At 72.3% G+C, this 16,882-nt stretch carries 15 protein-coding genes; 9 read left to right on the top strand and 6 right to left on the bottom strand.

Annotated features, from left to right (window positions below):
- Nucleotides 1–164 precede the first annotated feature (164 nt).
- The 4 genes from LZ198_RS27235 (at nt 165) to LZ198_RS27250 (ending at nt 3,502) form a co-directional block, all read left to right on the top strand.
- Nucleotides 165–1,010, top strand: a complete 846-nt coding sequence (locus tag LZ198_RS27235; RefSeq protein WP_253974991.1) for a transcriptional regulator — start codon at nt 165–167, stop codon at nt 1,008–1,010.
- Nucleotides 1,011–1,067: 57 nt separating this feature from the next.
- Nucleotides 1,068–1,736, top strand: a complete 669-nt coding sequence (locus LZ198_RS27240; RefSeq protein ID WP_253974992.1) for a metallophosphoesterase — start codon at nt 1,068–1,070, stop codon at nt 1,734–1,736.
- A gap of 390 nt (nt 1,737–2,126) precedes the next feature.
- Complete coding sequence (locus LZ198_RS27245; RefSeq protein ID WP_253974993.1) at nt 2,127–2,270, top strand: hypothetical protein; 144 nt, start codon at nt 2,127–2,129, stop codon at nt 2,268–2,270.
- Between the two features lie 179 nt (nt 2,271–2,449).
- Nucleotides 2,450–3,502 carry an SMP-30/gluconolactonase/LRE family protein gene (locus tag LZ198_RS27250; protein WP_253974994.1) on the top strand — a complete coding sequence of 351 codons (1,053 nt, stop codon included), beginning with the start codon at nt 2,450–2,452 and terminating at the stop codon, nt 3,500–3,502.
- 107 nt (nt 3,503–3,609) lie between these two features.
- On the opposite strand, the gene LZ198_RS27255 is transcribed toward LZ198_RS27250, so the two are convergent.
- The 3 genes from LZ198_RS27255 to LZ198_RS27265 all read right to left on the bottom strand — a co-directional run bounded on the left by LZ198_RS27255 (nt 3,610) and on the right by LZ198_RS27265 (nt 7,237).
- On the bottom strand, nt 3,610–4,197 hold the full coding sequence (locus LZ198_RS27255) for a superoxide dismutase (protein WP_253974995.1): 588 nt from the start codon (nt 4,195–4,197) through the stop codon (nt 3,610–3,612).
- 720 nt (nt 4,198–4,917) lie between these two features.
- Complete coding sequence (locus LZ198_RS27260) at nt 4,918–6,207, bottom strand: universal stress protein (protein WP_253974996.1); 1,290 nt, start codon at nt 6,205–6,207, stop codon at nt 4,918–4,920.
- A gap of 10 nt (nt 6,208–6,217) precedes the next feature.
- Nucleotides 6,218–7,237 carry a 2-hydroxyacid dehydrogenase gene (locus LZ198_RS27265; protein WP_253974997.1) on the bottom strand — a complete coding sequence of 340 codons (1,020 nt, stop codon included), beginning with the start codon at nt 7,235–7,237 and terminating at the stop codon, nt 6,218–6,220.
- Between the two features lie 241 nt (nt 7,238–7,478).
- Between LZ198_RS27265 and LZ198_RS27270 the strand changes: the two genes are divergently transcribed.
- The 3 genes from LZ198_RS27270 (at nt 7,479) to LZ198_RS27280 (ending at nt 10,729) form a co-directional block, all read left to right on the top strand.
- The gene (locus LZ198_RS27270; RefSeq protein WP_253974998.1) at nt 7,479–7,931 is read left to right on the top strand and encodes a thioredoxin family protein; all 453 of its coding nucleotides are present in this window, start codon (nt 7,479–7,481) and stop codon (nt 7,929–7,931) included.
- 116 nt (nt 7,932–8,047) lie between these two features.
- Complete coding sequence (locus tag LZ198_RS27275) at nt 8,048–9,388, top strand: nicotinate phosphoribosyltransferase (protein ID WP_253974999.1); 1,341 nt, start codon at nt 8,048–8,050, stop codon at nt 9,386–9,388.
- 210 nt (nt 9,389–9,598) lie between these two features.
- On the top strand, nt 9,599–10,729 hold the full coding sequence (locus tag LZ198_RS27280; RefSeq protein WP_253975000.1) for a Kelch repeat-containing protein: 1,131 nt from the start codon (nt 9,599–9,601) through the stop codon (nt 10,727–10,729).
- Nucleotides 10,730–10,785: 56 nt separating this feature from the next.
- Here the strand turns inward: LZ198_RS27280 and LZ198_RS27285 are convergent, their stop codons facing one another.
- Entirely contained in the window at nt 10,786–11,730 is a 945-nt protein-coding gene (locus LZ198_RS27285; protein WP_253975001.1) for a DUF6624 domain-containing protein, read from the bottom strand.
- Between the two features lie 175 nt (nt 11,731–11,905).
- Nucleotides 11,906–12,628 carry a trimeric intracellular cation channel family protein gene (locus LZ198_RS27290; protein ID WP_253975002.1) on the bottom strand — a complete coding sequence of 241 codons (723 nt, stop codon included), beginning with the start codon at nt 12,626–12,628 and terminating at the stop codon, nt 11,906–11,908.
- Between the two features lie 221 nt (nt 12,629–12,849).
- Here LZ198_RS27290 and LZ198_RS27295 point away from each other — a divergent pair, with 221 nt between their 5' ends.
- The gene (locus LZ198_RS27295; RefSeq protein ID WP_253975003.1) at nt 12,850–14,685 is read left to right on the top strand and encodes an amidohydrolase; all 1,836 of its coding nucleotides are present in this window, start codon (nt 12,850–12,852) and stop codon (nt 14,683–14,685) included.
- 144 nt (nt 14,686–14,829) lie between these two features.
- The gene (locus LZ198_RS27300) at nt 14,830–15,918 is read left to right on the top strand and encodes a hypothetical protein (protein ID WP_253975004.1); all 1,089 of its coding nucleotides are present in this window, start codon (nt 14,830–14,832) and stop codon (nt 15,916–15,918) included.
- Between the two features lie 58 nt (nt 15,919–15,976).
- Here the strand turns inward: LZ198_RS27300 and LZ198_RS27305 are convergent, their stop codons facing one another.
- Complete coding sequence (locus LZ198_RS27305; RefSeq protein WP_253975005.1) at nt 15,977–16,876, bottom strand: YIP1 family protein; 900 nt, start codon at nt 16,874–16,876, stop codon at nt 15,977–15,979.
- Nucleotides 16,877–16,882 lie beyond the last annotated feature (6 nt).

The raw sequence follows: 16,882 nt of genomic DNA on the forward strand, positions 1-16,882 counted from the left end.
GACACACGCGCCGTCCAGGCTCCCCGTTCCTCCGGAGGAACGGGACGACCCAGCCTTTGCTTCGGAATTGGCTGAATCTGGATTACGGGAGGGGGGTGCTATCGTCCCATGGCGTGTCCCACCCGGACGTTTCCCTGGCCCAGGCATTTGTCTCGGCGCGCGGCGTGAGCGCCCCCACGGAGTCGTTGCTTCCGCTCCAGGAGCGCTTGTCGCGCGTGCTCGCCACGGCGCGCGCGGCGTGGCCCGGCGTGGAGCTGGAGGGGGCCCGCTACGTGGGCCACCTCGCGCGGCTGCTCCCGTCGGAGGCGCCCGACGAGGACGTGGAGAAGCTGCACCTCCAGGACGTCTACCTCGCGCGCGCCGCCGCGGACCGGTTGCCCGCGGCGCTGGCCGCCTTCGAGTCGAGCTTCCTCCCCGAGGTCAACGCGGCGGTGGCGCGGCTGAAGCTGCCGCCCACGGGGCTGGACGAGGTCCGTCAGCTCCTGCGCCAGCGCATGCTCGTGGGCAGCCAGGAGGCCCCCGCCCGGCTGGCGGCCTACCCCGGCACCGGGCCCCTGAGCGGCTGGGTGCGCGCGGCGGCGCTGTGGCTCGGGCTGGACTGGCAGCGCCAGCGCGGGGGCCAGCCGGTGGGTGACGACGGGGACCTGTCCATGCTGGTGGCGCCGGGGGACGACCCGGAGCTCCTCTATCTCAAGAACACGTACCGCGCGGAGTTCAGCGCCTCGTTCTCCACCGCGCTCGCGGGGCTGGAGCCGCGCCAGCGCAACTTCCTGCGCCTGAAGTACCTGGACGGGCTGAGCATCGACCAGCTGGGCGCGCTGTACGGCGTGCACCGCTCCACCGCGGCGCGCTGGGTGGTGGCCGCGCAGGAGTCGCTGCTGCAGGAGACGCGGCGGCTGCTCACCGAGCGGCTGCGGTTGACCGGCTCCCAGCTCGACAGCGTGCTGCGCCTCATCTCCAGCCAGCTCGACGTGAGCCTCAGCCGCCTGCTTCGCTCGAAACCCGACTGAGGGCCCGGGCGACCGTGGCATTCCCCCGGACGCCGGAGCGCATTAAGGAAGACCACGATGCGGACGCTCTTCATCGGAGACGTGCACGGGTGCGCCGAGGAGCTGGACGCCCTCCTGGAGGAGTGCGGCTGGCGACGCGGCGAGCGCGTGGTGTTGGTGGGTGACCTGGTGGCGAAGGGGCCGGACTCCGCGGGCGTGGTGCGTCGCGCGCGTGAGCGGGGGTTCCTCGCGGTGCGCGGCAACCACGACGCGCACGTGCTGCGGTGGCACTCCGGGCTCGCGCCGGAGGGCAAGAAGCTGGGCAAGGAGCACCGGCAGGTGCTCGACACGCTGTCCTCCGAGGACTGGCGCTACCTGGAGGCGCAGCCGCTGTACCGCCGCTTCCCGGAGCTGAACGTGGTCGCGGTGCACGGCGGGCTCGTCCCCGGCGTGCCGCTGGAGCAGCAGCGCCCGGACGAGCTGCTCAACCTGCGCAGCATCGCGCCGGACGGGACGCCCTCGAAGCGCGTGGACGGCGGCGTGCCCTGGGCCAGCGTGTGGCCGGGGCCGGAGCTGGTCATCTTCGGGCACGACGCCATGCGCGGCGTGCAGCGCCATCCCCACGCCATCGGCTTGGACTCGGGCTGCGTGTACGGCGGGCGGCTCACCGCCTGGGTCATGCCGGAGGGGCGGCTGGTCTCCGTGCCCGCGAAGCGGGCCTACGTGGACGTGAACGCCTCGCCCTGAAGCCATCGTGCAGGTCCTGCCGTGTCCCTGGCGGAAACCCCGCCTCCGGGACGGCGGCATCGTGCCGTTCCTGCACGGTTCCACCCGGGCCCGGGCGGAGCCGGGCTGGCACGTGCCCTGCTCTGGGGCTCCCGTGACGAATGAGTCGTCACTCCAACGGGAGACATCCATGAAGAGAGGCATGTTGTCGCTGTGCGCGTTCACCACCCTGGCCCTGGTCGGCTGCGGCGCGGGCGTGGACGGCGTGGACGCGGAGTCGAGCGCGCTCGACTCCCACGAGGAGAAGGTCCTGCTCGGGGACACCACGGACCAGTGCAGCGCCTCGCTGTACGTGCTCGACAAGAATGGCGCCTACGTGGCCACCCCCGCAACGACAACGAGTCGACGCGGGTGGATGTGTCCTCCAAGCGCATCACCTGGCTGTGTGGCACGTCGACCGAGTACACCACGTGCAACGACGGGACGACCTACGTCAGGGTCTTCCATTCGACGTACTCGAGGGAGATCACGTGGCTGTGCTACAACAACCAGTAGCCAGCGCCCCGTGAACCTGGCCGGAGGGAGCCTCCACTTCCTCCGGTCGCCGGTCATCATCTCGCCAGGGCGTCCCACGCGGTGGGGAGCCGCGGTTCGGGCACGACGAGGCCCTTCGAGATGAGGTCGACGCCAAGCCCTGCTAGGTTGGCCCGTCCTCTCCTCCTCGGAGGTCTCCCATGAAGAAGCTGCTGCTGGGCGCCGGTGCGGTCGTCATCGCGGTCGCGGGCTTCGCGCTCAAGACACTCCACGACGCGGGGCAGTTCAAGGAGCTGAAACCCCACGCCCAGGGACGGTGCGTGCCGGTCTCCGGCATGGTGGGCGCGGAGGACATCACCTTCCACCCGGGCCTCGGCTACGCGTACGTCTCCTCGGACGACCGGCGCGCGACGATGGCGGGGCACCCCGTGCCCGGTGGCATCTACCGGTTCGACCCGACGGGCGCCACGCCCACCACGCTGCTGACGGGCGACTTCTCGAAGGACTTCCACCCGCACGGGATCAGCCTCTACGTCGCGCCCGACGGCACGCAGACGCTGTACGTGGTGAACCACGCGTCGACGGGCAACGCCATCGAGCGCTTCGAGGTCGGCGCGGACGGGCGGCTCGTCCACCGCCAGACGCTGCGCGACACGCGGCTCGTCTCACCCAACGACCTGGTGGCCCTGGACGCCGAGCGCTTCTACGTCACCAACGACCACGGCAATCCCCCCGGCGTGAAGCAGGTGCTCGAGGACTACCTCCAGCTCGGGCAGGGCACGGTGCTCTACTACGACGGGCAGGGCTTCCAGACGGTGCTCCAGGGCACGAAGCTCGCCAACGGCATCAACCGCTCCGCCGACGGCCGCACGGTGTACCTGACCGAGTCCCTCGCCGGCACGCTGTCCCTCTACGACCGCGACCTCGCCACGGGCGCGCTCACGCACGTGCACACGCTGCCGCTGGGCACCGGGCCGGACAACATCGAGCTGGATGCACAGGGCGACCTGTGGATCGCCGCGCACCCCAAGCTGCTCGACTTCGCGGCCCACGCGAGGGACACCACCGGCACGCGGCGCGCACCCGCGCAGGTGCTGCACCTGACGGGGAAGGGCAAGGACCTCGTCATCTCCGAGGTCTTCCTCGACGACGGGCAGAAGACCTCCGCCACCGCCACCGCCGCCCTCTTCGGAAAACACCTGCTGCTGGGCCCCGTCTTCGACAAGGACCTGCTCGCCTGCGAGCTGCCGTGAATCGACGGAAGACGCTCGGGGCCACCGTCACGCCCCGGCTCACGCGGAGCCAGGAGCGGACGTGAAACCCAGGGGCCGCGACCTCACGGGCGGCCCCTGTCGCGGACTCAGGCGCCCTTGAGGTTCTGGGCGACGAAGTCCCAGTTGACCAGGCTGGTGAGGAACGTCTCGATGAACTTCGGACGCAGGTTGCGGTAGTCGATGTAGTACGCGTGCTCCCACACGTCGATGGTGAGCAGCGCCTTCTGGCCGTGCTTCATGGGCAGGTCGGCGTTGGGCGTCTTGGTGACGGCCAGCTTGCCGTCCTTGCCCTGCACCAGCCACGCCCAGCCGGAGCCGAACTGCGTGGCGGCGGCGGTGGAGAACTCCTCCTTGAACTTCTCGAAGGAGCCGAAGTCACGCTTGATGGCGTCCGCCAGGTCACCCTTGGGCTCGCCGCCACCGTTCGGCTTCATGCAGTTCCAGAAGAACGTGTGGTTCCACACCTGGGCGGCGTTGTTGAACACACCGCCGTCGCTGCTGAGGATGATCTCCTCCAGGGACTTGGCCGCCTCGGGCTTGCCGTCCAGCAGCTTGTTGAGGTTGTTCACGTACGCGGCGTGGTGCTTTCCGTGGTGGAACTCCAGCGTCTCCGCACTCATGTGGGGAGCCAGAGCGTCCTTCTTGTACGGCAGTTCGGGAAGCGTGAAAGCCATGGTCGCGTCCTTTCGTGTTCCAGGGGAAACGAGGCGTACTAGTTCCTTCCCCCGAAGAAAGCAGCCCCCTCTCCAATGGATTGTCGTGCTGCCAATCCACTGGACGACGCTGGGCGTCCCATGGCCGGAGGGCCGCCGGACCTCCCGGCGCCCCCCGGAGCGACTCCCAGCCGAAGCCGGCGACGCCGAACAGCTTCTCGCGCCTGGACGTGTCGAACACCCGCACCGGCATGGCGGTGCGGTCACGGAAGGAGCGGAGCTCCGCGTAGCGGCCGGGCTCGAGCGCGGAGGCGCAGCGCGCGTCGACGAGCACGGGGGCCACCTGGAGGGTGAGCTTCTGCCAGCCCTTGCAGGCGCAGTCGCGCCGGTACACGAGCTTCCCGTCCGCGTCGATGCGGTCGAGCTTGTCCGTCTCCTTGCAGTCCCAGATGGGCTCCTTGAGTGTCTCCTTCTTGAAGGTGACCTTCACCTTGCCGTCCGCGTCCTGCTTCACGGTGGCGACGGTGCCCTTCTCCTGCTCGGCCGGGCCGGTGCGGAGGTCGAAGTCCTTGTCGGCGCCGGACAGGCGCATGTCGTCGGCGCGGTCCACCTCGTCCTCGTGCTCCACCAGGTAGCGCAGCGCCGCCTTCCGGGCCGCGTCGAGCGGACCCGCTGGCGCGAGCACGCCCCGGACCTCCTGCGCGAACACGGAGGCCACGCCCTCACCACGACTCCAGGAATTCAGGTCGTGGGTGGCCGGACCAGGAGCACGGGCCGCTCGGTGCGCGCCAGCACGGCCTGGGCGACGGAGCCGAGCACGGCGCGCTTGAGGCCCGTGCGCCCGTGCGTGCCCAGGACGATGGCGTCCGCGGAGCGCCGCTCCGCCGCCTGTAGCAGGGCGGTGACGGTGTCCTTGCCGCCCACGAGCACCTCGACGCGCACGCGCCGGCCGGTGGCCTCCGCCTCCCGGGGGACGAGCGCCTCCAGGCGCTGGGCCTCCGCCGCCAGCTCGCGGTCCGTCTCCGCGACGTGGACCAGGTGCACGGTGCCGCCGGGGGAGACGAGGCCGCAGGCGTAGGCCACCGCGCGGTTGCCCGTGTCGGAGAAGTCCGTGGCCACCAGCACGTCGTGGAAGGCGGGCAGCGGCGCGTCCATGCCCGCCAGCGCGGCCTGGGCGGGAACGCAGGCCACGGACATGGAGGCCAGCCGCAGCGCGTGGTGGGAGACGCTCCACATCTTCCCGAGCGCGCGGCGGTGGTGCGTGCCCACCACCAGCAGGTCCACCTGCTCCACCGCCGCCAGCTCCACCAGCGAGTCGGCGATGCGCCCCAACCCCGGCTGCACGAAGACGCGAGGCGCCGCGCCGCCGTGGGCCAGGGGCGACAGCAGCACCTCCGTCTCCCGCTTCAGCACCGACTGGAGCTCGGGCGTCACCTCCGTGAACTCCATGGGCCGCGTCAGGCCCAGTCGCCGGTACTCCGCGTCGGGCCAGACCACGCGCCCGCCCAGCACGTCCACCGCGCCGAAGGCGCGCAGCCCCTTCACCCAATCCCGGGCCGCCTCGAAGGGCAGCGAGTGGTCCACGCCGAGCAGCACCTTCAACGGCCGCTCTCCGCGGACCCAGGCCTCCAGCGACCGGGCGTCGCGCACCGCCAGCAGCGGCGCGTCCAGCGCCTGCGCCAGCCGGTCCACCGTCCCGCCCACGCCCAGGAAGGGCGCCTCGTGCGTGGGCGACGCCGTCACCACCAGCGTGGCCGCGCGCGCGCGGGCCAGGTTCGCCACCTCGCGCTCGGGCTCGCCGGTGAGCAGCTCCCACCCCACCTTCGCGCCGGACCGCTCCAGCCGGCGGCGCTCGTCCGTCAGGGCCGCCTCCGCCGCCCGGACGAGCGCGTCGCCGAAGGCGCGCGCGGAGTTGGTGTTGAGCACGTGGACCAGGAGCAGCGGGACTCCGGCCTTGCGGGCCAGCTCGGCGGCGACGTCGCTGGCGCGGCGGGCGACGTCGGAGAAGTTGGTGGCGCAGAGGATGGTCATGGTCTTCCTTTCAGCGCGCCGGCGGGAGCACGGACCGGGCGCGCACTTCGTGGACGAGCGGCTCGCCCCGCTCGAAGGCCTGGACGCTGCCGAGGGTGGTCCGGGCGATGCTCACGAGCGCCTCGCGCGTGAGGAACGCCTGGTGCGAGGTGACGAGCACGTTGGGGAAGGTGAGCAGGCGCGCCAGCACGTCGTCCTGGAGCACCTGGCCGGAGAGGTCCTGGAAGAAGATGCCCTCCTCCTCCTCGTACACGTCCAGCCCCGCCGCGCCGACGTGGCCCTGCTTGAGCGCGTCGATGAGGGCCCGGCTGTCGATGAGCGCGCCGCGCCCGGTGTTGACGAGCACCACCCCACGCTTCATCCGCGCCAGCGCGCGTGCGTCCACCATGTGGCGCGTATCCGGCGTGAGCGGCACGTGCAGCGAGATGACGTCGGATTCGGAGTACAGCGTCTCCAACGGGACGTAGCGCGCGCCCACCTCCCGGGCGAACGCCTCGTCGGGCGTCACGTCGTGGCAGAGCAGCCGGCAGCCGAAGCCGTGGAAGATGCGCGCCGTCGCGCGGCCGATGCGGCCCGTCCCCACCACGCCCACCGTCTTCCCCGCCACGTCGAAGCCCACCAGCCCCTCCAGCGAGAAGTTCCAGTCCCGGACGCGCGCGACGGCGCGGGGGATGTGGCGGTTGAGCGACAGCACCAGCGTCACCGCGTGCTCGGCCACCGCGTGGGGCGAGTACTCGGGCACGCGCGTCACCCGCACGCCCAACCGCTCGGCCTCCACGAGGTCGATGTGGTTGTAGCCCGCGGAGCGCGTGGCGATGAGCCGCACCCCACCCTCGCGCAGCACCGCGAGCGCGGCGGCGTCCACGCGGTCGTTGACGAACGAGCACACCGCCGGGAAGCCCTCCGCCAGCCGCGCCGTCTGGAGCGTCAGCCGGGGCTCCAGGAACGCCAGCGCGTGACGGAAGTCCGCGTTGGCGTCCTCCAACGCGCTCCGGTCGTAACGATGGGTGTCGAAGACAGCCAGTCGCATGCTCGCTCTCCCGCCGACGGACCGGGACGGTGCAATCACCGAACCACCGAGGGGTCCGCTGGGGAGTGCCCCCGGCCGCGCAAAAGCTGCACATGTCCGCCGGAGCACGCAAAGCCCCCGCCGGCTCCAGCCCTGGCGGGCGGGCGAGGCCGCCGTTACATGCGTGCTCCGGAGGGACGCGCCTGGAGCCCGCGCGGCCTACCTTCCAGTGAAGAGGCTCCGAGCGAAAAGGAGGCGCGTCATGTTCCGCTGTGCTGCCTGTGGTGCGTTCAATCGCGTGCGAGAGCCCCGCCCCGTGGGTACCCCCGAGTGTGGTCGGTGCCACCGCGCGCTGGACCTGACGGGCGCGCCGCAAGAGGTGGATGGCGAGGGGCTCGACCGGGCCATCGTCTCCTCTCCGGTGCCCATCCTGTTGGACCTGTGGGCCCCCTGGTGCGCGCCGTGTCGGGCGGCGGCCCCCATCGTGGACGCCGTGGGCCGCGCCCAGGTGGGGCGGCTGCTGGTGCTCAAGCTGGATACGGAGAAGCACCCACGGCCCGCGAGCACGCTGGGCGTGCAGGGCATCCCCACCTTCGTCGTGTTCGCGGGAGGACGCGAGGTGGCGCGGCGCAGCGGCGTGATGCCCCGAGCGGAGCTGGAGCGGTGGGTGGCGGGCGCGACGTCGCCGCAGGCGGGAGCCAGCGCTCCAGCGTGAGGCCGGTCCACGGACTGGCCCGGAAAAAGCACCTCCCGCGCGCGCCGGGCACGAGCCGGCCAACGAGGTCGCCCCTGGAGTGACGGGGCGCACCACACGGAGAGGAACGACGAGCCATGGAGCCGGACATCGCGCTGCTGACGGACCTGTACGAGCTCACGATGACGGAGGCGTACCTGGCGGAGGGACAGTGGGACGAGGCGGTCTTCAGCCTCTTCGTCCGGCGGCTCCCCGCCCGTCGCAACTACCTGCTCGCCGCCGGCCTGGAGGACGCGCTCGAGGGGCTGGAGCAGCTTCGCTTCCGCCCGGAGGACCTGGAGTGGCTCGCGTCGCTGGGGCGCTTCTCGGACCGGCTGCTGTCGTGGCTGGAGCGCTTCCGCTTCAGCGGGGACGTGGACGCGATGCCGGAGGGCACCCCGGTGTTCGCCCAGGAGCCGCTGCTGGAGGTGCGCGCCCCGCTGCCGGAGGCCCAGCTCGTGGAGACGTTCCTCCTCAACCAGCTCCACTTCCAGACGCTGGTCGCGTCCAAGGCGGCGCGCGTGGTGGAGGCGGCGGCGGGGCGTCCGGTGATGGAGTTCGGCCTGCGGCGCATCCACGGCACGGACGCGGGGCTGAAGGCCGCGCGGGCCGCGTACCTGGCGGGCGTGGACTCGACCTCCGACGTGCTCGCGGGCAAGCGCTACGGGATTCCCCTGTCCGGCACCCTGGCGCACAGCTACGTGCAGGTCCACGACGACGAACTGCAGGCGTTCCGGGACTTCACCCGCGTCTACCCGGAGGCGACGCTGCTGGTGGACACCTACGACACGCTGCGAGGCGTGCAGCACGTCATCCGCCTGGCGCGCGAGCGCGGGGAGGAGTTCCGCGTGCCGGCGGTGCGGCTCGATTCCGGCGACCTGCTCGCCCTGTCGCGCGCGGCGCGGGAGATGCTCGACGAGGCGGGCCTGGAGCAGGTGCGGCTGGTCGCCAGCGGAGGGCTGGACGAGGACAAGGTGGCGGAGCTGCTCGCGCGCGGCGCCCCGCTCGACAGCTTCGGCGTGGGCACCGCGATGGGCGTGTCCGCGGACGCGCCCTCGCTGGACATGGCCTACAAGCTGGTGGAGTACGCGGGAGCGCCGCGGGTGAAGCTGTCCGAGGGCAAGGTGCTGCTGCCGGGGGCCAAGCAGGTGTACCGGCAGGAGGCCCAGGACGTCGCTCACGGCGATGTCCTCGTGCGGCGCTCGGACGTCGCCCGGGGACGGCCGCTCCTGAGGCCGGTGATGCGCGCCGGCCGGCGGCTGGTGGGCGCGATGCCCACGCTCGCGGAAGCCCGCGCGCACGCGCGACGCGAAATCTCCCGCCTCCCGCCCGAGGTGCGCGCGCTGACGCCCGCGCATCCGCCCTACCCCGTCACCGTGGGACGCGAGCTGGAGTGGGCCCGCGCCCAGCAGGTGGAGCTGTGGGCCTCCGCGCCCTGAGCGCGACGTCCGGACACCGGCATCCCTGGTGAACGGAACGACCGGCGCGATGTCGCACCGACACCGCCGCCTCCGTAAAAACTACCGCATTTCCAATGTAACTCAGTGACTGGTACACCGCGTCGTCACGCGTTGTTGACGCGGAAGCCCCAGCGGAACGTCGGCCCCTCCCGTCACAATGCGGACCTCACCCACCACCACGAGGAACGTATGACACGAGCAACCACAACGAAGACGTGGCTCAGCCTGGGCCTGTGCGGTGCGCTGGCGACGATGACCGGCGCGAGCACGGCGTTCGCCGCCGCGCCCACGGTCTCCAGCCGGGCCAGCCTGACGTCGCCCTGGGCCGTCGCGCCGTCGATGAGCCGGACGCGGACCTCGCACACCGCCACGCTGCTGTCCGACGGCAAGGTGCTCGTCGCGGGCGGCACGAGCTGGACGTCCGGCCCGTCCTCCGCGGCGGCCACGGCCACGACGGAGGCGTATGACCCCGCCACCAACGGCTGGTCCGCGCGCGCGAACCTCTCCACGGCGCGGCAGGGCCACACGGCCACCCTGCTGAACAACGGCAAGGTCCTGGTCGTCGGCGGCCAGAACACCGCCACGCTGGCCAGCGCGGAGCTGTACGACCCGGCGACGGGCACCTGGAGCGCCACGGGCAGCCTCGCGACGGCGCGCCGGGGCCACAAGGCGGTGCTGCTGAACAACGGCAAGGTGCTGGTCGCGGGCGGCTTCGGCGCGGCGGCCCTGAAGAGCGCGGAGGTCTACGACCCGGCGACGGGCGCGTGGACGACCGTGAGCCCGATGGGCGCGGTCGAGGGTCGCATCAGCGCGACGCTGCTGCCGGACGGGCGCGTGCTGGCCATCAACGACAACGGCGTCAACGGCGTGGCGGAGCGCTTCGACCCGGCCCGTGGCTCCTGGGGCCCCGCGGCGGCGCCGCCGGCCTTCCTCGGCCACGCGGCCGTCCTCCTGCCGCAGGGCGCGGTCCTGGCCGTGGGTCAGGAGCAGGCCCGCTTCGAGAGCGGCGCCTGGCTGTTCTGGGCGGAGGACAACGAGTGGGAGTACGTCTCCTACGCCAACGAGTCCCGCCGCTCGGGCCACTCGCTGACGCTGCTGCCGTCGGGCAAGGTGCTCGTCGCGCGCGGCACGCGCAACCAGATTGGTGGCTCGGTGGAGGTCTTCGACCCCGCCTCCTGGACGCTCTTCGCGGTGGGCGGCGACGCCTCCATTTCGGGCCACACCGCGACCCTGCTGGACGACGGCCGGGTGCTCGTCGCCGGCGGCACCAGCCAGGAGGAGCCGGAGCTGTTCAGCTCCGCGGAGCTGTTCAGCGAGTAGTCCGCGCGCCTCGCGCCAGGGCCCGTCCGCCGCGCCGCGTGGGCGACGGGCGGGCCTCACTTCTGGCCCGCGGCCTGCTGCTGCCGCATGCGCTCGAAGACGGCCTTGTACTCCTCCATCGTTCCCAACCCCACGGCGGCGCGGCGCGCGTCCACCCCGGCCGGGTCCTCGAGCGTCTTGGGCACCATGACGCCGTCCACCTCCTCCATCTGGGTGCCGTAGCGCTGCGGCTTGCCGGTGTTCACCAACACGCGGTCCGTCAGGTGCGCCAGGTTCGCCGCCGAGCCTTCTCCCCGCGCCACGGCCTCCTCCAGCATCGGCAGCACCCGCGCCTGGAACGCCACGTCGTGGTTCGCGCCCTGCACCAGCAGCCACGCCGCGAACGAGGCGCGTGGCCCCACCGTGGCATGGTCCGGCCAGCCCTTGCGCGCGACGACCTCCGCGAGCCAGGCGGCATTGCGCCTGTCGACCTCCTCCAGCCGCTTCCTGGCCGCCTCGCCCCGGAGGTTGGACGCGAGGACGGTCTCACGGACCGCGTGGTGCTCCGCCGCGTGAGCAATCAACTCGTCGCGCAGCGCGGGGTCCGTCGCGCGCAGCGCCTTCGCTTCGGCCTCCGCGACGCGCTGCTCGAGGACAGCGTAGCCCGGTAGCCCCCGGACGCGCGCCAACCTCGGCTCCTCACGCAGTCGCGCGAGCTCATCGAGCCCCTCGTCCACCGCGCGCCCCAACCACCGCAGCGCCTCCGTGTCCTCCCCCAGCAGCGCCGCCGAGCAGGCCGCGTCATAGGCCATGAACCGGCCGCGGCCCCCTCGCGCCCACGCGCGACGGAACAGGGGCAACGCGGACGCGTGCTCCCCTCTCCAGGCCAGGAAGCCCGCCTCCGACGCGTCCTCCCGCGCCGCCGCGGCGGACTCGGCCGGAGTGGCCACGGGCGCCCCTCCCGTCGTGCGGACACAGGCCGTGAGGGACATCGCCGTGAACAGGACGACAAGGCGTCGCATGGGTGGCTCCGGAGGTGCGGGAGGAGAACCCGCGCCCCGAGACGTCCTCGCGGCACGAGACGGGTCGCAGTGTATCCGCTCACCAGGCGCCCTCCGTGGAGCCTCCTGTCACAAACACGGAACGGCGGACTCGCCCGCATGGCGATGACCCGAGGATGCACACGTGCGCGGCCCGCTACCTCGGCTCCTCCATGCCGCCGAAGTCATCCCCCTTCACGTTCGGCTGTGGCCGGCGCGTCTTCTTCACCGGCAGCCGCCAGCCGTGGCGGACGGACAACACGCGCACCAGCGCGCCCACGACGATGCCGGCCAGCAGCGCCAGGCGCTTGTGCCCGGAGAGGGAGAGCGCGAGGCACACCGCGCTCGCGGCCAGCGCCGCCAGCGCGTAGTAGCCCGGCTCCGGCCGCATCACCGTGGGCGTTCGCCGGATGAGCACGTCGCGAATCATGCCTCCGCCCACCGCGGTGATGATGCCCACCAGGAGCGCCGTCCCCGGTGACAGGCCCACCTCGAGCGTGCGCTGCACCCCCGCCACCGCGAACGAGCCGAGCGTCAGCGCGTCCAGCGACATCAGCAGCTTCACCGTGGGCCCGTGCCGCAGCTCGAAGATGAACGCCGCGAAGGCCCCCACGAACGCGGCGACGAGGTAGATGGGGCGCACCAGCGCCAACGGCGGCCCCGCCTGGAGCAGCGTGTCGCGCAGGACTCCGCCCCCAATCCCAGACACCAGCCCGAGCACCAGGAACCCCATCAGGTCCAGCTTCCGGCGCTCGGCCAGCAGCGCGCCCAGCACCGAGCCCGCGAACACGCCCAGCAGGTCCGCGGCGAGCGTGCCCAGCGAGAGGACGTGCTCCCGCACCTCGGGTCTCGACAGGTCGATGGTGTCGTCGATGGACATGTCGTGCGTGCGGTGGCCCCCACCCCGCGCCTCCTCCAGGCAGGCTGGGGACGTCCGCGCATACGGGCAATCCACACCAGGGCGCTCGCGGGCCGCACGGCCTCTCGCCCGGCGAAGGGCTTCAGGCACAACCCTCTTCCGACCCCGGGGGCCCATGGACGCGCACGCGCGCGCGACACACCTTTCGGGGTGAAGCCACGCCCCGTCCCCGGACCCCTCGCATGAGCACGAAACGCCCGCCGTCCCAGACGGCCCTCCCCCTCGCCGACCGCATCTTCGAGGGAGGCACCATCCACACCCTGGACGAAGCCCGGCCCGTCGCGGAGGCCGTCGCGCTCCGGGGCGACCGCATCCTCGCCGTGGGCTCGCGCGACGAGGTCCTCAGGCACCGCGGCCGCGACACGGAGGTCATCCCGCTGCTGGGCCGGACCCTGGTGCCCGGCTTCGTGGACGGCCACTCGCACATCGCGGCCATGGTGGAGACCTGGGGGTGGCCCGACCTGAGCCCACCTCCCGCGGGCGACGTCGAATCCCTCGACGACATCCTCACGCGCATGCGCCGGCACCTGCGGGAGAGCGCGCCGCCCGAAGGCACCACCGTCGTCGCCGTCGGCTACGACGACTCGCTGCTCGCGGAGAAGCGCCACCCGCTCGCCGACGAGCTGGACACGCTCTCCACCACGCACGGCATCGTCCTCGTCCACGTCTCCGGCCACCTCGCCACCGCGAACCACTTCGCCCTGGAGCAGGCCGGCTACGTCCCCGGCGCCGAGGACCCGCCCGGCGGCGGCATCTGGCGGGACGCGGACGGGGTCCCCACGGGCGTCGTCACCGAGCAGGCCGTGTTCGGGCTGCTCGCCCACCTGCCACAACGCACGCCCGAACAACTGCTGGGCACCCTGGAGCAGGTGCAACTCCACTACGCCAGCCGGGGCGTCACCACCGCGCAGGAGGGCCAGACGTCGCCCGCCGCGCTGGCCCTGCTCGAGGAGGCCGCCCGCCAGGGGCGACTGCTCATCGACATCGTCGCGTACCCGAAGTGGACCACGCTCACGGAGGCCCTCTCCCCCCGGGTCGCCCCCCGCGCGCACGCCACGCACCGCCACGACTGCGACCGCGAGGCGCGCGAGCAGACGACGTCCTCACCGGAGGCCCTCTCCGCGCTCAAGGCGCGCAAGCGCGTGGGCGACTACCAGGGCCGCCTCAAGGTGGGCGGCGTGAAGATCACCGCGGACGGCTCGCCCCAGGGCAAGACGGCCTACCTCACGCGCCCCTACCTCCGGCCCCCGGAGGGCGAGCCCGCGGACTATCGCGGCCGCTCCGTGGTGTCGCAGCAGGAGCTGGACGCGTGGTTCGACAAGGCCTACGCGGAGGACATCCAACTGCTGGTGCACTGCAATGGCGACGCGGCGTCGGACATGATGATCTCCTCCGTCCGCGCCGCGCGCGCGAAGCACGGCCCCAAGCCGCTGCGCCCGGTGATGGTCCACGCGCAGACGGTGCGCGAGGACCAGCTCGACGCGATGCGGGAGCTGGGCATCCTCCCCAGCTACTTCAACGTCCACACCTTCTATTGGGGGGACTGGCACCTGCGCGAGACGCTCGGCCCCGAGCGCGCGCGGCGCATCAGCCCGCTCGCCTCCACGCTCCGGCGGGGCATGACGCTGTCGCTCCACTCGGACGCGCCCGTGGTGCCGCTGGAGCCGCTGCGCCTGCTCGACGCGGCGGTGAACCGCACCACCCGCTCCGGCGCGGTGCTGGGTGAGGAGCAGCGCGTCGGCGTGAGGGACGCGCTCGTGGGCCTCACGCGCGGCAACGCCACGCTCTACTCGGAGGAGGGCACCAAGGGCACCATCGCGCCCGGCATGCGCGCCGACCTGGTCGTGCTCTCGGATGATCCGCTCACCGTCGAACCCCACGCGCTCAAGGACCTGAAGGTCCTGCTCACCGTGAAGGACGGTGAGGACCTGTTCGCATCCCACGAATGGAACGAGGACGCGGACTCGACGATGTTCAGCGAGACACTCTTCCTGGATGAGACAGGGTGGCTCGTCTGAGACCCAGGCGACGAGACGTGGGGGGCATGGTGTAGAGAAGAGGGCTGGGCTCGTGCAAGGCCTCGTGGGTGTACTCCACGGGTGCCTTCCTCCCACTCCCACCGTTCTGCGATGGTGGGAGAAAACCCCGCACCGGAGAGCCTCATGCTCCGCCGCCTTGGCCCCGCGTTCTTCCTCGGCTCCGTGCTGTTCGTCGGCGCCTGCAAGAAGTCAGAGGACCCCGCGCCCACGACTCCGGCGCCCACGCCCACCGTCGAACCCGCTCCCCCGTTCTCCCTCTCGCTGCTGCAGGACGCGGCGCCGTCCGGCTGTACGTGGACGCGCCAGGACACCGCGGGCATACGCAAGGCCCTGGCCACCGTGGACGCGCCCTGCGCCCGGCTGGGGCTCACGTGGAGTCCGGACGGCAAGCACGGCGCGCTGGTGGACCGGGGCGGTGGCGAGCACAGGCCACGCGCCTGGACGGTGGATTTCGAGGCGGGCCAGGGCCTGCCCCTGCCCCTGCCCGAGGACGGCCACACCGACACGCTCGGTTATGACGCGCAGGGCCATGTCTTCGCGCTCGTGTCGCAGTTGGAGGGCCTGACGCGCAAGACGGAGCGCGGCGAGGAGCACTTCGTGGTGGACGGGCGCAAGCTGCCCGTGCCGGAGACGGAGGGCAGCCCCGGCCTGGCGCACGCGTACCGCCGCGAGGGCGAGGCGTGGAAGCGCATCGAGACGGTGGCCACGGTGTACGAGACGGACGACGCGGTGGGCACGGGCGCGCTGGCGACGGCGAGCATGCTGGTGTCCTCCACGTTCGGCGCGGACCCGGACGCGCCCGCCGCGACGGAGTTCTCCGAGGGCAGCGAGGACACGGCGCGCCTGGACGCGGTGGTGAAGGACAAGGGCCACACGGAATACGGCGAGTGGGTCTCGCTGGAGACCCACGGCGGCCCGCTGTACGCGTGGCGCGCGGCGCGGGAGCTGCCGGTGCTGATGCCGCCCCTGCGCTGGGAGCTGGGAGACAGGCTCGTGGAGCCGGAGTCGCTGGCCCTGGGCCCCACGTCGGTCATCGAGCTGCGCGCGCGGGGACCGCTGCTGCTGGTGGCGTCGGACCGGGCCGCGCGCATCTACGACGCGCGCGCCAAGAAGCGCCTGGCCGCGCTGGAGGACGTGCACGACGCGCGCTTCTGGCCCAAGCAGCGCACCGTCACCGCCGCGATTCCGTCGAGCCCCGCCACGGCCCAGTAGCGCGGGCCGCGACGGCCCAGGAGCACAAGTCGCTCGAGCGCCCGCGTCCGGCGGGGGCTCAGCGCGCGCTCGGGAGCGCGCTCATGAAGAACGCGACCATCGCGAGGTAGAAGCCGCAGCCCAGGACGACGAACCCCACCGGCGCGACCAGCGCGCCCAGGGCGCCCTTCCCCCACGTGGTGCGGTGCATGCTCCGGTAGGCCACCACCCGGATGCCCAGGGACCAGAACGGGATGACGTACGCGCTGCACAGCGGGACGAGTCCGGCCAGGTACACCCCCATCGACAGGGCGTGCGCCCTCAGCGTCACCGAGTAGGTCTGCTGGGTCACCCCCGCCATCCGCAGCACCAGGTGGTCGATGCCCGCGAGCACCAGCGACCCCACCGCGCCCAGCACCGGAATCAGGAGCAGGTAGAAGAAGAAGATGGCGATCATCGTCCCCCGCATGAACATGCCGGAGGGCATCTTCGCGTCCCTCGCCGCCAGGGTGTCCCACGGCATGAACGCGAGGATCAGCCCGTAGAGCAGGAAGGTCGTCAGCATGCCGACGGTCCACGCCAGCGCGACGAAGCCGAGCGAGCTGCCGATGGACCCGTCCGGCCGCACCCGCTCGAACGTCACGGTGGGCCGCAGCATGACCTCCACGCACGTCTTCCAGAACGCCTTCAGGAGCCCCAGCTCCTCCCGCCGGTCCCACGGGAGCAGCTCCGCCGGCTCGCGGACGATGCACTTCGCGCACAGCGCCTCGCCGCGCGCGCCCACGCTCAGGCACTTCGCGCAGGAGAACGCGCCGCACCGCTCACAGGCCTGGACGCTGACCAGGTCCGGGTGGACGGAGCACACGGGCTCGCCCGACTCCGGCACCGCCTGACGCACGAAGGAATGGCCACACTTCCCACAGAACAACGAGCCGGGAACGATGTAGGCCTGACACGAGGGACACGGAATGCCTGGCACGCGGTC

This window comes from Myxococcus dinghuensis (assembly GCF_024198235.1).
GTDB lineage: Bacteria > Myxococcota > Myxococcia > Myxococcales > Myxococcaceae > Myxococcus > Myxococcus dinghuensis.

Excerpts from the sequence above, each read along its gene's own strand:
- LZ198_RS27240 (WP_253974992.1), top strand. The coding sequence starts at position 1,068 with ATGCGGACGCTCTTCATCGGAGACGTGCACGGGTGCGCCGAGGAGCTG.
- LZ198_RS27250 (WP_253974994.1), top strand. The coding sequence starts at position 2,450 with ATGAAGAAGCTGCTGCTGGGCGCCGGTGCGGTCGTCATCGCGGTCGCG.
- LZ198_RS27255 (WP_253974995.1), bottom strand. The coding sequence starts at position 4,197 with ATGGCTTTCACGCTTCCCGAACTGCCGTACAAGAAGGACGCTCTGGCT.
- LZ198_RS27260 (WP_253974996.1), bottom strand. The coding sequence starts at position 6,207 with ATGACCATCCTCTGCGCCACCAACTTCTCCGACGTCGCCCGCCGCGCC.
- LZ198_RS27265 (WP_253974997.1), bottom strand. The coding sequence starts at position 7,237 with ATGCGACTGGCTGTCTTCGACACCCATCGTTACGACCGGAGCGCGTTG.
- LZ198_RS27270 (WP_253974998.1), top strand. The coding sequence starts at position 7,479 with ATGTTCCGCTGTGCTGCCTGTGGTGCGTTCAATCGCGTGCGAGAGCCC.
- LZ198_RS27275 (WP_253974999.1), top strand. The coding sequence starts at position 8,048 with ATGGAGCCGGACATCGCGCTGCTGACGGACCTGTACGAGCTCACGATG.
- LZ198_RS27280 (WP_253975000.1), top strand. The coding sequence starts at position 9,599 with ATGACACGAGCAACCACAACGAAGACGTGGCTCAGCCTGGGCCTGTGC.
- LZ198_RS27285 (WP_253975001.1), bottom strand. The coding sequence starts at position 11,730 with ATGCGACGCCTTGTCGTCCTGTTCACGGCGATGTCCCTCACGGCCTGT.
- LZ198_RS27290 (WP_253975002.1), bottom strand. The coding sequence starts at position 12,628 with ATGTCCATCGACGACACCATCGACCTGTCGAGACCCGAGGTGCGGGAG.
- LZ198_RS27295 (WP_253975003.1), top strand. The coding sequence starts at position 12,850 with ATGAGCACGAAACGCCCGCCGTCCCAGACGGCCCTCCCCCTCGCCGAC.
- LZ198_RS27300 (WP_253975004.1), top strand. The coding sequence starts at position 14,830 with ATGCTCCGCCGCCTTGGCCCCGCGTTCTTCCTCGGCTCCGTGCTGTTC.